This is a genomic window from Pseudomonas sp. SK2 (assembly GCF_016772395.1).
GTDB lineage: Bacteria > Pseudomonadota > Gammaproteobacteria > Pseudomonadales > Pseudomonadaceae > Aquipseudomonas > Aquipseudomonas taiwanensis.
Map to the genome: position 1 here is coordinate 4,462,839 of NZ_CP061944.1, position 14,138 is coordinate 4,476,976.

General features: G+C 58.2%; 11 protein-coding genes and 6 pseudogenes. 14 read left to right on the forward strand and 3 right to left on the reverse strand.

What is annotated here, in order from left to right; all coding sequences use genetic code 11:
• Positions 1 to 299: 299 nt before the first annotated feature.
• The gene (locus IF103_RS20050) at positions 300 to 650 is read left to right on the forward strand and encodes a hypothetical protein (RefSeq protein ID WP_023382277.1); all 351 of its coding nucleotides are present in this window, start codon (positions 300 to 302) and stop codon (positions 648 to 650) included.
• Positions 651 to 795: 145 nt separating this feature from the next.
• On the opposite strand, the gene IF103_RS20055 is transcribed toward IF103_RS20050, so the two are convergent.
• Complete coding sequence (locus tag IF103_RS20055) at positions 796 to 1,005, reverse strand: hypothetical protein (RefSeq protein WP_041925546.1); 210 nt, start codon at positions 1,003 to 1,005, stop codon at positions 796 to 798.
• Between the two features lie 5 nt (positions 1,006 to 1,010).
• Between IF103_RS20055 and IF103_RS25150 the strand changes: the two are divergent.
• The 11 genes and pseudogenes from IF103_RS25150 to IF103_RS20105 all read left to right on the forward strand — a co-directional run.
• Positions 1,011 to 2,275, forward strand: a pseudogene (locus IF103_RS25150) (RHS repeat-associated core domain-containing protein); the annotation flags it as partial.
• Positions 2,276 to 2,524: 249 nt separating this feature from the next.
• Positions 2,525 to 2,707 (forward strand): annotated as a pseudogene (locus tag IF103_RS20065) (HNH/ENDO VII family nuclease); the annotation flags it as partial.
• Positions 2,708 to 2,709: 2 nt separating this feature from the next.
• Entirely contained in the window at positions 2,710 to 3,174 is a 465-nt protein-coding gene (locus IF103_RS20070; RefSeq protein WP_104883325.1) for an SMI1/KNR4 family protein, read from the forward strand.
• A gap of 231 nt (positions 3,175 to 3,405) precedes the next feature.
• A protein-coding gene (locus tag IF103_RS20075; RefSeq protein WP_202675617.1) for an IS5 family transposase occupies positions 3,406 to 4,384 on the forward strand; the annotation gives its coding sequence in 2 pieces (ribosomal slippage) (positions 3,406 to 3,618 and positions 3,620 to 4,384; 978 coding nt in all).
• Positions 4,385 to 4,588: 204 nt separating this feature from the next.
• Positions 4,589 to 5,014: a hypothetical protein gene (locus IF103_RS20080; RefSeq protein ID WP_023382282.1), complete on the forward strand. Its 426-nt coding sequence runs from the start codon at positions 4,589 to 4,591 to the stop codon at positions 5,012 to 5,014.
• Between the two features lie 36 nt (positions 5,015 to 5,050).
• Positions 5,051 to 5,614, forward strand: a pseudogene (locus tag IF103_RS25010) (RHS repeat-associated core domain-containing protein); the annotation flags it as partial.
• Positions 5,615 to 5,710: 96 nt separating this feature from the next.
• A pseudogene (locus IF103_RS25015) lies at positions 5,711 to 6,001 on the forward strand (hypothetical protein); the annotation flags it as partial.
• 2 nt (positions 6,002 to 6,003) lie between these two features.
• Positions 6,004 to 6,627 (forward strand): hypothetical protein, encoded by a 624-nt coding sequence (locus IF103_RS20090; protein WP_104883323.1) that lies wholly within the window; start codon positions 6,004 to 6,006, stop codon positions 6,625 to 6,627.
• Between the two features lie 76 nt (positions 6,628 to 6,703).
• A pseudogene (locus IF103_RS20095) lies at positions 6,704 to 7,240 on the forward strand (RHS domain-containing protein); the annotation flags it as partial.
• Between the two features lie 36 nt (positions 7,241 to 7,276).
• Positions 7,277 to 7,474: a hypothetical protein gene (locus IF103_RS20100; RefSeq protein ID WP_148299933.1), complete on the forward strand. Its 198-nt coding sequence runs from the start codon at positions 7,277 to 7,279 to the stop codon at positions 7,472 to 7,474.
• A gap of 66 nt (positions 7,475 to 7,540) precedes the next feature.
• Positions 7,541 to 8,083 (forward strand): hypothetical protein, encoded by a 543-nt coding sequence (locus IF103_RS20105; RefSeq protein WP_148299934.1) that lies wholly within the window; start codon positions 7,541 to 7,543, stop codon positions 8,081 to 8,083.
• Here the strand turns inward: IF103_RS20105 and IF103_RS25480 are convergent.
• Positions 8,077 to 8,958 carry a methyl-accepting chemotaxis protein gene (locus tag IF103_RS25480; protein WP_390897464.1) on the reverse strand — a complete coding sequence of 294 codons (882 nt, stop codon included), beginning with the start codon at positions 8,956 to 8,958 and terminating at the stop codon, positions 8,077 to 8,079. The genes IF103_RS20105 and IF103_RS25480 overlap by 7 nt on opposite strands.
• A 36-nt stretch (positions 8,959 to 8,994) precedes the next feature.
• Positions 8,995 to 9,702, reverse strand: a pseudogene (locus IF103_RS25485) (PAS domain-containing protein); the annotation flags it as partial.
• A gap of 182 nt (positions 9,703 to 9,884) precedes the next feature.
• On the opposite strand from IF103_RS25485, the gene IF103_RS20115 reads away from it, so the two are divergent.
• Both IF103_RS20115 and IF103_RS20120 read left to right on the forward strand, forming a co-directional pair.
• Positions 9,885 to 11,048, forward strand: coding sequence for an efflux RND transporter periplasmic adaptor subunit (locus IF103_RS20115; protein ID WP_202675618.1), 1,164 nt, complete (start codon positions 9,885 to 9,887; stop codon positions 11,046 to 11,048).
• Positions 11,045 to 14,137 carry a multidrug efflux RND transporter permease subunit gene (locus tag IF103_RS20120; protein ID WP_027907448.1) on the forward strand — a complete coding sequence of 1,031 codons (3,093 nt, stop codon included), beginning with the start codon at positions 11,045 to 11,047 and terminating at the stop codon, positions 14,135 to 14,137. The genes IF103_RS20115 and IF103_RS20120 overlap by 4 nt, the downstream gene beginning before the upstream one ends.
• Position 14,138 lies beyond the last annotated feature (1 nt).

Below are 14,138 nucleotides of genomic sequence, written 5' to 3' on the forward strand. Positions count from 1 at the left end.
TCTGGCGACGGTCTAGATATTCACCACGCGATGCAAAGCAAGCCGGCTGGTCAGGTCGTGCCGAATTACGATCATCAGACCGCACCGGCAATTGCTGTTCCGAGGCCAGAGCATTTGCGAATTCCGACGATCAAAGGCTCTTATACTGGCACCGCCCGGGATCTGCTCGCGAAAGATATTCGCGATCTCAGGAGCCGCACCGGAGCATCAAACGAATGCTTGCAGCGCTTGATTGACCTGAACAAGCAGACGTATCCCGGTGCGTTCGCGAGGAAATTACCAACGTGTGAGCTAAGCACATGAACACAGCCGAACTACTTTCATTGATAGACGAGCACGTGAGGGACGCGACGATCAATGACTTAATCGCACTCTTCACGTCTCCTCCCGGCAGGAAACCGGAAAAGTTCTTGGTAGATGTAGCCGCGTGGCGTTCGAACCTCAACGACCACGATCGTGAGCTGTTGGATCGGGTAATCGCGGAATCCGTAAAAGGCGCACTTTTTGGCCTATTTGCAGTTGTCGATGGTGCGCGCGTGGTAGATCAAACCGTTGAACGATTCGTTATCTGTACCGAAGACCATGACGGGAACAGAGTTCCAATCAACGATATGGGTTCGGATTTGCATAGCCACTTTGCGCCAGATTGATTGATGGACCGCATCCGAAAAGAGCGGTGAAACAACAGGGCTGCGTAAGGGGCCCTTGTTGTTGCCCAGAAATCGACCTCCGCGCGGTCACTTGTTTCTCCCTGATCGGGGAGAAGCGCAGCGGCAGCCGTCATTCTGTTGGTGACTAGAAAAGTCGTTCCGCAACCACCTGGCGCGCGTCGTCGTTGAGGTGCATTTGCTGAATTCCGGCGATCGCACGGTGCAGCCAGGTATCGGCAATTGCACGATGCTCGTCGTTCGTGTCGGCCAGCGCCGCCGACAATTGCCGAATTCCGGTGCTGGCCGTCGCGCTGTCGTCGGCGTTGTTTGCAGTGGAAATATCGTGCCGGCCCAAAACGCGAGCTGATCCAGGCCATCAATGCCGACAGCAAGCTGCAATGGTTCCATGACGAAGCGGGAAACCTCTCTCACGAGCATCAGTACTACCTCAAGACCGCTGTGCCGATGGTCGCATTGTGGAAGCAAGAGTACGACGCGCTGAACCTTCGCCCCGATGGCCATAAGTTCAGAACGCTCACCTACGGGAGCGGTCACGTGCTTGGCGTGACCCTTGACCAGCATGAGCTGCTGGCCTACGAGCGCGACGACCTGCACCGTGAAGTGGTCCGGCGGGTCGCCTGCTGCCAGCCACCAGTTGCCTGAGGGTCGAAACCTTCGCCTTCGACCCCGCCGGCAACCTGTTGGACCAGAAGCCCCAGGAGCTGAACCGCCCGCTGGAAGCCGACCCACGTCGCAACAAGTTGATGGACAACCTGCTGCGCGAATACGCCGGCACCCACTACAAGTACGACGAACGCGGCAACTTGGTGCACCGCTTACAAAACGGCGCGCACGCCCACTTCACCTGGGACCTGTTCGACCGGTTGGCCAGCTACAGCGACGACAAGCTCAAGGTCGACTTCGCCTACGACGCCTTGGGTCGACGTCTGTACAAGAACTCGGTCGCACATTACTGGGATAGGCCGGAAGCGGGTACCGGCTGGAACCAGATGCAGCGGGCCAAGCGCCAACGTGATCTCGGCTGTGGCTTCACCCTGTTCGGTTGGGACGGCGACACCCTGGCCTGGGAAAGCTAACCGCCAAGGGACGATGGCGATACCGGGCGCACGGTGCACTACCTGTATGAACCGGGCAGCTTCGTGCCGGTGGCCCAGGCCCTGCGCAAGCGCCCGATCGTGCTGCACAGGCAGCCGGATTGGCGTCAGCGGGAGTACGACTTCGATCAGGATCCGTCGTGGCAAACGACGATGCCGCCGCAGGCGTTCGATGCGATTGCCTGGTACCACTGCGATCACCTCGGCACGCCGATGGAGCTGACCGATCAGCACGGCAACGTTGCCTGGGCGGGGCAGTACAAGGCGTGGGGTGAGGTGCGGGAGGAGCGTTCGGAGTGGGCCAAGCAGCATGGCCTGAGTAACCCGATTCGCTTCCAGGGGCAGTATCACGATCACGAGACTGGGCTGCATTACAATCGACATCGGTATTATGATACTCGGGGTGCTCGATTCATTCGTAAAGACCCCATTAGCTATGCCGGGGGGCTAAATCAATATGTATATGCTCCAAACCCTATAAGTTGGATTGATCCACTAGGACTAGCAAAAGAATGTTGCTGTGGTGCAAAAGGATTAGGGAACGCTACAGAGGCGGGCTCTGTTTTTACTCAGCAACGTAATTTTTGGTCAAAAGATCCTATTCAGTTTAGTGGGAATAAGGTCTATCAGCGGAATGATTTATTTGATCCTAATTTGCAAACTAGTTGGCGTGAAGGTGGCAAGGTCATAACCGGTAGTAATGCTGAGCGTATGGCCTCTGGTCGAGCGCCCATAGGTGTAGATGGCAAGTCGGTGAACCTGCACCATATGACACAAACACAGTCAGGGCCTATTGCAGAAATGACGCAAAGTTTTCACCAAACCAATAGCGCAACTATTCACATTAGCCCTAATATAATTCCTTCTGGTAGTGATAGGGCAGCTTTTGATAAGTGGAAGGTGCAGTACTGGAAGCAACGACCTGCAGACTTTAGGAATTGAGAATGAGCCAAGTTACGACACATCAAATTGAGGAATTAGTATCACTGCATCCTGATATCGTGTGCTTTGGTAGCCAGGCCGATTGCGTGAGTGATGACTGGATTGAGAAGGCCGAGCAGCGGCTAGGGCTTGAACTGCCAGGGTCGTACAAGTGGTTTTTAAAGACGTATGCGGGTGGCGAGATTGGTACTGAAGAAATTTACAGTATCTATGGCGTGGACTTTGAGGGTGTCAATGGAGGGGATATTGTCTATCAGCATATTGTGGGCATAAAAAATAATCTGATAGATGGCAAAAAGCTTGTGATTAGCGAAACTGATATGGGGGAAGTCTTTTTCTTTGACTATTCGAAGTTTAAAGATGGTGAGTGCCCCGTGAGTCTTCGACTTCCGTCTGGTGAAAACGTTAATTACGCTTCAGATTTTTATGAGTTTTTATATAAACGAATTTCTGCTCATATTAGATAGATATTCTCATCCTGCACCGGCCATGCGCCGGTGTTGTTTTATCTGCTTACTGCAAAATCTCCTGTCCTTCGTTGCTGGCTTTAGTCGTGGCCTGAGCGATCAGGGCATCAAGCATCTGCGCAACGAATTTCTGTTGGCTCTTAGGGAGACACTGCATAAATAGCCAGCCGCCCCCACCCTTGGCACACTGAGCCCCCTCAACCAGCCTCCTCCGTGAGCTTTGTTACGCGCATGCAAAAGACCTTCTCCGAACTCGAATACACCGGCAAGAAAAAGCAGACTCGCCGAGATCGCTTCCTGGCGGACCTTGAACAGCTGGTGCCCTGGGCACAAGTGGAGGCGCAAGTGGCGCCGTTCTATAGCGACACCACAGGCAAGCGTGGACGCCCTGCGATTGGGTTGTCGCGCATGCTGCGCATGTATGTCGTGCAGCAGTGTTTCGGTCATCTCCGATGAAGGTACCGAAGATGCCGTCTACGACAGCCAGGCCATTCGTGGTTTCATCGGCATCGACCTGGGCCGTGAGTCGGCACCGGATGCCACCACCTTGTTGCGGTTTCGCCGCTTGCTGGAAACCCATCAGCTAACGCGGGTGTTGTTTGAAACGATTAACCAGCATCTGGCCAGCCAGGGTCTGCTGCTCAAGGAAGGCACTATCGTCGACGCTACCCTGATCGCCGCGCCGCCTTCGGTCAAGAACCGAGAAGGCAAGCGTGATCCTGAGATGCATCAGGCCAAGAAAGGCAATCAATGGCACCTCGGGATGAAGGCCCACGTTGCTGTCGACGCCACATCGGGACTCGTGCACAGCGTGGCAGGGACTGCCGCCAACGTGGCGGATGTCACCCAGGTCGATCAGTTGCTGCACGGCGCCGAAACCTATGTTTCGGGTGACGCTGGATACACTGGTGCGGCCAAGCGACCGGAGCATGCTGAACGGGACGTTATCTGGTCGATTGCAGCACGGCCAAGCAGTTACAAACATCACGGCAAAGACAGCGTGCTGTACCGAGTCAAGCGCAAAATCGAATACGCCAAGGCGCAGCTGCGTGCCAAGATCGAGCATCCCTTCCAGGTGATCAAGGTGCGCTTCAATCATCGCAAGGTTCGCTACCGTGGACTGGAAAAGAATACGGCGCAGTTGTTCAGTCTGTTTGGGTTGGCCAATCTGGTACTGGCCAAGCGGTATTTGCAACGGACGGCGGGATAAGTCCGTCCGAAAGGCGGGGCTGGCCCGCTAATCAGCAAAATCAGGGTAGAAATCGGCCCAAGAAACGCAGAATAAGGCCGGTAGGTTGAAAAACCGGCTTGAAAATGGGGACGGTGAGAATTGGCTAATTGTTCAGCGCCTCCCTAACAAACCTACTTGTAAAAGTTGCAGAGATGCATTGACACACCTAGGAGTGGAATGGGAATGAGCTTTGCTTACGGTGAAATTGTGTGGCCCAATGATGGTCGAGAGGCAAATATTGTACTGAGAAAGTTTATGCTCATAGCCCTTGCAGCAATTAATTATACGTTTCCAGAAGACTTGCCAAGCCCAATAAATTTTGTTGAAAAATACATTTCACGAGAAATCGACCAGTTGGAGTGCCGGAAATTAGCAGCGCAGTGGCGAATACAGATACCGGGTCTTGAAGGTGTTCGTGATTTCCATAGCAGAGATGCATTAAGCACTCGATTGGCAATGCTGTTACTAAGCATTGATGAATCTGACGATCAAGAAATGATGTCGGAAAAGCTCAGTTGGTTTATGGAGTTCCTTCAATGCGACGACGAGAACTATAAACTAGCGGATAAAATTCTTACGGATTACTTTGTCAGCTACGTATGCAAGTAGCTTTTCATGTAAAAATTCATAATGCGCACAGGTACCGGCTGGGACGGCGACACCCTGGCCTGGGAAAGCTCACCACAAAGGGACGATGGCGATACCGGGCGCACGGTGCACTACCTGTATGAACCGGGCAGTTTCGTGCCGGTGGCCCAGGCCCTGCGCAAGCGCCCGATCGTGCTGCACAGGCAGCCGGATTGGCGTCAGCGGGAATACGACTTCGATCAGGATCCGTTGTGGCAGACGACGATGCCACCGCAGGCGTTCGATGCGATTGCCTGGTACCACTGTGACCACCTCGGCACGCCAATGGAGTTGACCGATCCGCACGGCAACGTTGCGTGGGCGGGGCAGTACAAGGCGTGGGGTGAGGTGCGGGAGGAGCGTTCGGAGTGGGCCAAGCAGGTCGGGATGAGTAACCCGATTCGCTTCCAGGGGCAGTACCACGATCATGAGACAAGGTTACACTATAATCGCAATCGCTACTATGCGCCCAAACAAGGACGCTACATCAGCAGAGACCCAATAAGCTATGCTGGTGGGCTAAACCTATATATTTATGTTTCAAACCCAATAGAGCTGACCGACCCTTTATGGCTTTGCAGCCGAAAGCTCGATAATGTTCTAGGGGGTGCTATCGGTGATAATCTTCAGGCTCACCATATTATTCCTGAGCAAGTCTGGAAAATACATAAGCCATTCTTTGACTCGATAGGTCTTGGTGATGGCATGGATAAAAAAGAGAATGGTGTTCTGATGCCCGATAGCGAGGCTAAAGCAAAGCGGGTAGGTCGAATGTTGTATCATTGCGGAAGTCATCCAATTTACAGTGCCTATGTAAGAATGGAAGTGCTTAGGATAAAAAATGATTACAGAGAGGGTGTGATCAGCGACTCTGTGGCGAGAGAAAGGATTGTTGTACTCCAAAATCGAAATCGTAAAATGCTGCAGGCGCCTGGAACTCTAGGTTTGAAACCAAAAAGGTTGGATTAAATATGAACTTTTATGCGATTAGCCAGAAAAAAGACGTAGGCTCGCATCTGGGTCTGCTAGATGCCGCACTCTATGATAAAATATACGAAAATTGGGGTGAGATTGAATATGGGTATTTCCCTTGGTATAAAAATGCGCCAGTTAATGGTGGGCATGAAAAAATGCCTGCGGGGATGGTGCTTGTAGGGGAGTCAAAAAAATATTATTTCGGTGCTCGTAGTTTGGCGGAGGGACTGTATGCAATTAATGAAAAATTCTATGCTGCATGTGTAGAAACCGGGGTGCATTTCATTGATGTGGTTAAGGTGGATTGCAAAGTCAATGGTGGGCGGACGGATAATCCTATTGGTTACTATGCTGCTGTTTTCAAATCTTATAGCCCTGATGATGTGATTGATTTGTCGTCAAAAATTATTGGTGACGAGTATGGTCGAATGCAGTCTTTTGAGTCGTTAATGCTTAAGAAAAAGGACAGTGCAGTGTTTCGAATTGATAGGCTTTCACCGTACATAGATACTCTTTACTGCACAGAGGATTTCAAGGAGAAGGCTGAAGCGCTCGGCGTGTTAGGCGTTGAATTTATCTCTTTAAAAGAAAGTGACTCAAAGGGGATTTTGCCATTATAGCTATATCGCTTGAGGTCTAGATAAAATATGTTTTTTGAGCAGGCGCAAGTTTATAACTTGCGCCTGGGTGAACGGGAAGATGCAGCGGGCCAAGCGCCAACGTGATCTCAGCTGTGGCTTCACCCTGTTCGGCTGGGACGGCGACACCCTGGCCTGGGAAAGCTAACCGCCAAGGGACGATGGCGATACCGGGCGCACGGTGCACTACCTGTATGAACCGGGCAGCTTCGTGCCGGTGGCCCAGGCCCTGCGCAAGCGCCCGATCGTGCTGCACAGGCAGCCGGATTGGCGTCAGCGGGAGTACGACTTCGATCAGGATCCGTCGTGGCAAACGACGATGCCACCGCAGGCGTTCGATGCGATTGCCTGGTACCACTGTGACCACCTCGGCACGCCGATGGAGTTGACCGATCCGCACGGCAACGTTGCGTGGGCGGGGCAGTACAAGGCGTGGGGTGAGGTGCGGGAGGCGCGTTCGGAGTGGGCCAAGCAGCATAGTCTGGGTAACCCGATCCGCTTCCAGGGGCAGTACCACGATCATGAAACAGGGCTGCATTACAACCGGTATCGCTACTATGATCCGAGTTCTGCGCGATTCATTGCTCAAGATCCAGAATTTTGAACGTTTTATTGACTACTTTTATGGATAGTGAACGAGTCCCTTGAAAGTGGGGTGATTACTATTGGAAATATTGGCGATGAACATGATCTGGAAATTCCAGCGGGTGTTTACAAATTGATCTATGAACTCGGGCAAAAAAAGGCAACCATGGTGTCGCCTCAAAATGACGCTCAGACGCTGAAGGGGATTGTTGAAAAGGCAAGATTGCAACTAAGAATTACTTGACCTCGAGTTCACCCAGCCGCGCTCTTTACTCGTAGCCACGCCGACATCGCCCTGACCACCTTGGGCATGCGCTCTCTCGTGCAGGGCCTGGATTGGCGGTTGGTGGCGGGTGCCGGTGACATCCGCGTCACCCGGCAGAAGCTGCGGCGCAACCCCCGGGCCAACTTGGGCGCGGTGTTCCTGGAAATCCTCGAAGGCCACCTGCAGGCCAACCTTGGCGGCGAGCTGGAGCACTACGTCGACGGCGCCCTCGAGCAATTGCCTGCCATGCTCGAAGCCGCCGGCCAGACCGCCAGCCAACTGTTCGGTGGGCTGGCCGGGCTGCTCAAGGACGCCGCTAGCGGCAACCTCGACGCCGAGGTCAATCATGCCCGGGCCCGCCAGCAACTGGCCCAGGTGGCGCTGTACGACTCCATGTTTGAAGTCGACGCCTGGACCCTGGCCGCCGCGCCCCTCGCGCCAACGGATGGTCAAGTGGCGTTGGATAACTCGACCCAGGTAAAAGCTACATCTGCACGACGTGTAGGCGTTGACTCAAAAAATATGGAGCTAGTCGTTTTGGATAGAACTGAGGTGCATGTAAATGGGGGCGCCCAATCCCCCTACTGACAACGCCGCCAAAACTCATCCGCCAACCGCCGCAAGTCCTGCGCCAAATACGCCACATCACTGGCACGTGAGTGGCTATGCTGCCCCACCTCCACCGTCGCTTCACTGGCCAGACGAATACTGACGATATTGCGGTTTATGCTCTCGCTGACCTGGCTTTGTTGCTCCACCGCCGCGGCAATCTGCAAGCTCATCTCGTTGATCTGGTTGACCCGGGCGCTGATGCCATCCAGGGCGCTACTGGCCAGTTGCGCCTGCTCGACGCTGTGTCCGGCGTGCTCGCTGCTTTGCTGCATCACTTCTACCGCGGCGCGGGTGCCGTCCTGGAGGGCACCGATCATGCGCTGGATTTCATGGGTCGACTGCGCGGTGCGCTTGGCAAGGTTGCGTACTTCATCGGCCACAACGGCAAATCCCCGACCTTGCTCGCCGGCTCGGGCCGCCTCTATCGCCGCGTTCAATGCCAGCAAATTGGTCTGTTCGGCAATACCGCGGATGACATCGAGCACACCCGATATCTCGCTGCTGTGGGTTTCCAGCCGGTGAATCACCTGACTGGCCTCGGCCAACGCGCCGGCCAGACCCTGGATGGCGTTGCGGTTACGGTCCACCAACCGATGCCCGGCCTGGGTCTCGCCCTCGGCCTCATCCGCCGCCACCGCTGCCAACTGCGCGCTGCTCGCCACCTGGGCAACACTGGCGCTCATCTGGTGGATCGCCGTGGCTACCTGGTCGGCTTCGCCTTGCTGCTCGAGGCTATGGCTATGACTGGTGTGCAAGGCGTCGACCAAGGCGCCGGAATGGGCCGCCAGGCGTGTCGAGGTGTCGCCGATACGCCCCACCACCGCGCCCAGTTGGGCCTTGAGCATGCGCATGGCGAAAGCTACCTGGCCGATGTCATCACGTCGGCCGGTGTACAACTGCTGGCTCAAGGGGTTGTCGGCTATGGCCAGGGCCTGTGCGCGCAGGCGTTCGAACGGGCGTAGCAAGACGACGATCACCAGGCCGCTCAAGCCTGCAGCCAGCCCCAACTCCAGCAGTGCGGGCAAGCCGCCTATACCCAGGCCCCAATGGCCCAGCGCGGCCACCGACGCCAATACCGTGCCGACGCTGAGCATCAGCCGGCTGCGTAACCCCAGCACCGGTATGCGCTGGCGCCAACCGCCACGGCCCTGGCGCAACTGCGCATAGCAACGCTCAGCCGCCGCGACCAGCTCGGGGCTGGGCTTGGTCCGTACCGATTGGTACTCGATGGTCTGGCCGCCACTGCTGATCGGCGACACGAATGCACTGACCCAGTAATGATCGCCATTCTTGCAACGGTTCTTCACCAGCCCCATCCACGAACGCCCGCCCTTGAGCGTCTGCCACATCTGCTCGAAAGCCTGGGGCGGCATGTCCGGGTGGCGGACGATGTGGTGGGCATTGCCCAGCAACTCATCATGGGAGAACCCGCTGACCTTCACGAAATCCTGGTTCGCATAGGTGATACGGCTGTCCAGGTCAGTGGTGGAAAGAATGTTGGCATCGCCGGGGTAATCCACTTCGCGACCGGTAACAGGCAAATTGCACTTCATCGGAGGCACTCGTTGTTGTAGTTGGGAAGATCGGCAGGGCATTTGACTCTAGGGGTAAAAACAGGCGTTGAATTGATCCAGCGCAGGATATTGGCAATTGGCCACCAACGAGCCGAAACTGTCGGCGCTGTCAGCCAGGCGTCACGCTGCCGACCCGGTCAGGGGGCTATAAGCTTCACTACGGACACGTGTTTCCCACCCCTCTTGGCCAAGGTGCTTGCCCCATGCGACGCCCGTCCCGCTCTCTTTTTCTCGCCGCGGTGGCGCTCCTGGCGCTGGCTGCGCTGGGCCTGTGGTTCGGCCAGCGCGAGCAAGCGCCCGGGCCACGTGCGCAGGCGGCGATTCCGGTACGGGTGGTCAGCGTCGTTCAGCAGGACGTGCCGCGTTATGCCAGTGCCATCGGCTCGGTGCTGTCGCTGCACAGCGTGGAAGTGCGGCCCCAGGTGGAGGGGGTATTGACCCAGGTGCTGGTCAAGGAGGGGCAATGGGTGAAGCAAGGCGACTTGCTGGCCACCCTCGATGACCGGGCGATTCGCGCCAGCCTGGACCAGGCCCGCGCCCTGCTCGGCCAGAGCCAGGCGCAGATCCAAGTGGCCGGCGTCGATCTCAAGCGCTACCGCCTGTTGAGCGCCGATGACGGCGTTTCGAAACAGACGCTCGATCAGCAACAGGCGCTGGTCAACCAGTTACAGGCTACGGTCAAGGGCAACCAGGCGGCCATCGCCAACGCCCAGGTGCAGCTGTCGTACACCCAGATCCGCTCACCGGTGACCGGTCGAGTCGGTATTCGCAACATCGACCCTGGCAACCTGGTGCGTACCAGCGACACCCAAGGCCTGTTCAGCGTCACCCAGATCGACCCGATCGCCGTCGAATTCTCCCTACCGCAGCACATGCTGCCGACCCTGCAACGCCTGCTCAAGGCCCCCGCCCCTGCTCTGGTCCAGGCCTACATGGACGCCGACGGCGAACGCAACCTGCTGGGCGAAGGCCACCTGGCCCTGATCGACAACCAGATTTCCGCCACCACCGGCACGGTGCGGGTCAAGGCCGAGTTCGACAATAAGGATGGCCGCCTGTGGCCCGGACAACTGGTCACCATTCGCCTGCGTACCGCCGTGGACGAAAACGTCCTGGTGGTGCCGCCTCCGGTGGTGCAACGTGGCGTCGATGGGCACTTTGTCTACCGCCTGGACGGCGACAAGGTCACCAGCGTGCCGGTCAAGCTGATATACCAGGACAGCGAGCTGAACGTCATTGCCGGGGTCAAGCCCGGTGAGCGCCTGGTACTCGATGGCCAGTCACGGCTTAAGCCGGGGTCGCGGGTCGAGGTCACCCCTGACGCCCCTGCCGCGTCGGCAATGGCCGACCGCAGGAGTCAGCCATGAATACGCGCAATGGCGTTTCGGCCTGGTGCATCGACCACCCGATCGCCACCCTGCTGCTGACATTCGCCCTGGTGCTGCTGGGCGCCATCGCCTTCCCGCGCTTGCCGGTGGCACCGTTGCCGGAAGCGGACTTCCCGACCATCCAGGTCACCGCCCAGTTACCCGGCGCCAGCCCGGAAACCATGGCATCGTCGGTGGCGACGCCGCTGGAGGTGCAGTTCAGCGCCATTCCGGGCATGACCCAGATGACCAGCAGCAGCGCCCTGGGTTCGACCAACCTGATCTTGCAGTTCACCCTCGACAAAAACATCGATACCGCTGCCCAGGAAGTGCAGGCGGCGATCAACACCGCCACCGCACGCCTGCCCCAGGACCTGCCCAACCCGCCGACCTGGCGCAAGGTCAACCCAGCCGACAGCCCCGTTCTGGTGCTGACCGTAAGCTCCTCGCAGATGCCAGGCAATGACCTGAGTGACTATGCCGAAACCCTGCTGGCCCGCCAGTTGAGCCAGATCGAAGGCGTCGGTCTGATCAACATCACCGGGCAGTTGCGCCCGGCAATACGGGTCCAGGCGCAGCCGGAGAAACTCGCAGCCATCGGCCTGACCCTCGCCGACCTGCGCCAGGCCATCCAGCAAACCAGCCTGAACCTGGCCAAGGGCGCGTTGTACGGCGAGCACAGCGTGTCGACCCTCGCCGCCAACGACCAGCTGTTCCACCCGCAGGACTACGCCAAGCTGATCGTCTCCTACCGCGACGGCGCGCCGGTGTATCTGCAGGATGTGGCGAAAGTGATCCATGGCGCCGAAAACGCCTACGTCAAAGCCTGGTCCGGCGCGCAACCAGGGCTGAACCTGGTGGTGTTCCGCCAGCCCGGTGCCAATATCGTCGACACCGTCGACCGGGTGCTGGAAGCGCTGCCAAGGCTGCAGGAGATGCTGCCTGCGTCGGTCGAGGTCTCGGTGCTGCAGGACCGGACACAGACCATCCGCGCCTCGCTGCACGAGGTGGAGCTGACCCTGTTGATCGCCGTGGTGTTGGTGATCGGGGTGATGGCGTTGTTCCTGCGGCAATGGTCGGCGACGCTTGTGGTGTCCAGTGTGCTAGGGGTGTCGCTGATCGCCAGTTGCGCATTGATGTATGTGTTCGGTTTCAGCCTGAACAACCTGACCCTGGTGGCCATCGTCATTGCCGTCGGCTTCGTGGTGGACGATGCCATCGTCGTGGTGGAGAACATCCACCGCCACCTTGAAGCGGGCGACGACAGTCGCACCGCCGCGCTCAAAGGTGCCGGGGAAATCGGCTTCACCGTGATCTCGATCAGTTTCTCGCTGATCGCTGCGTTCATTCCGCTGCTGTTCATGGGCGGTGTGGTCGGCCGGTTGTTCAAGGAGTTCGCCCTTACCGCGACGGCCACCATCCTGATCTCGGTGGTGGTGTCGCTGACGCTGGCGCCCACGTTGTGCGCGCTGTTCATGCGCCGCCCGCCTCGCGAGCAACACGGCGGCCTTGGCGAGCGCCTGGTGCGCCGGTACGCGCGTGCCCTGGACCATGCCCTGGCCCACCAGCGCCTGACCCTGGGTGTGTTCGGCATCACCCTGGCGTTGGCAGTGGCCGGATACGTGGCAATCCCCAAAGGTTTCTTCCCACTGCAGGACACCGGTTTCATCCTCGGCACCACCGAGGCGGCGGCGGATGTGTCGTACCCGGCCATGATCGAGAAGCACCAGGCACTGGCCAGGATCATCGAAGCCGACCCAGCCGTGCGCGCGTTCTCCCATTCCGTCGGCGTGACCGGCAGCAACCAGACCATCGCCAACGGCCGATTCTGGATCGCCCTGAAACCCCGTGGCGAACGTGACGTTTCCGCCAGCGAGCTGATCGACAGGCTGCGGCCAAAGCTGGCCCAGGTGCCTGGCATCGTCCTGTACATGCGCGCCGGGCAAGACATCAACCTCAGCTCCGGCCCTTCCCGCACCCAGTACCAGTACGTGCTCAAGAGCAATGATGGCATGGCCTTGAACCTATGGACCCAGCGCCTGACCGACCGCCTGCGGGAAAACCCGGCACTGCGCGACCTGTCCAACGATCTGCAATTGGGCGCCAGCGTCACCCGCATCGACATCGACCGCCAGGCCGCGGCGCGCTTTGGCCTGACCACCACCGACGTCGACCAGGCGCTGTACGATGCCTTCGGCCAGCGGCAGATCAGTGAATTCCAGACCGAGACCAACCAGTACAAGGTGATTCTCGAACTCGACGCCCGCCAACGAGGCAAGGCCGAAAGCCTGAACTACTTCTACCTGCGCTCGCCGCTGACCCACGAAATGGTCCCCCTGTCGGCGCTGGCCCATGTCGCCCCGCCCAGCACCGGGCCGCTGTCGATCAGCCACGATGGCCTGTTCCCGGCCGCCAACCTGTCGTTCAACCTGGCGCCAGGCGTGGCCCTGGGCGATGCCGTGCAGATCCTTGAGCGCACCCAGCGCGAACTCGGCATGCCCGACTCGATCAGCGGCAACTTCCAGGGTGCGGCCCAAGCCTTCCAGAGCTCGCTGTCGAGCCAGCCGTGGCTGATTCTGGCAGCACTGGTGGCGGTGTACATCATCCTGGGCGTGCTCTACGAGAGCCTGGTCCACCCCCTGACCATCATTTCCACCCTGCCATCGGCGGGCCTGGGCGCGCTGATCCTGTTATGGGCCATGGGGCAGGACTTCAGCATCATGGGACTGATCGGCGTGGTGCTGCTGATCGGCATCGTCAAGAAGAACGGCATCCTGCTGATCGACTTCGCGCTGGACGCCCAGCGCACGCAGGGCATCACGCCCGAGCAGGCGATCCACCAGGCCTGCCTGACGCGCTTTCGGCCGATCCTCATGACCACCCTCGCCGCCCTGCTCGGTGCCGTACCGCTGATGTTCGGCTTCGGTACCGGCGCCGAGCTGCGCCAGCCCTTGGGCATCGCCGTGGTCGGCGGGCTGTTGGTGAGCCAGGCCCTGACGCTGTTCACCACCCCGGTCATATACTTGGCCCTGGAACGCTTGTTCCATCGCCGCCGGGCCATCCAGGCGGCTGCGCCCAGTGCCACTTGAG

Coding starts and splice junctions, on each gene's coding strand:
- IF103_RS20050 (WP_023382277.1), top strand. CDS start 300: ATGAACACAGCCGAACTACTTTCATTGATAGACGAGCACGTGAGGGAC.
- IF103_RS20070 (WP_104883325.1), top strand. CDS start 2,710: ATGAGCCAAGTTACGACACATCAAATTGAGGAATTAGTATCACTGCAT.
- IF103_RS20080 (WP_023382282.1), top strand. CDS start 4,589: ATGAGCTTTGCTTACGGTGAAATTGTGTGGCCCAATGATGGTCGAGAG.
- IF103_RS20090 (WP_104883323.1), top strand. CDS start 6,004: ATGAACTTTTATGCGATTAGCCAGAAAAAAGACGTAGGCTCGCATCTG.
- IF103_RS20105 (WP_148299934.1), top strand. CDS start 7,541: ATGCGCTCTCTCGTGCAGGGCCTGGATTGGCGGTTGGTGGCGGGTGCC.
- IF103_RS25480 (WP_390897464.1), bottom strand. CDS start 8,958: ATGCGCATGCTCAAGGCCCAACTGGGCGCGGTGGTGGGGCGTATCGGC.
- IF103_RS20115 (WP_202675618.1), top strand. CDS start 9,885: ATGCGACGCCCGTCCCGCTCTCTTTTTCTCGCCGCGGTGGCGCTCCTG.
- IF103_RS20120 (WP_027907448.1), top strand. CDS start 11,045: ATGAATACGCGCAATGGCGTTTCGGCCTGGTGCATCGACCACCCGATC.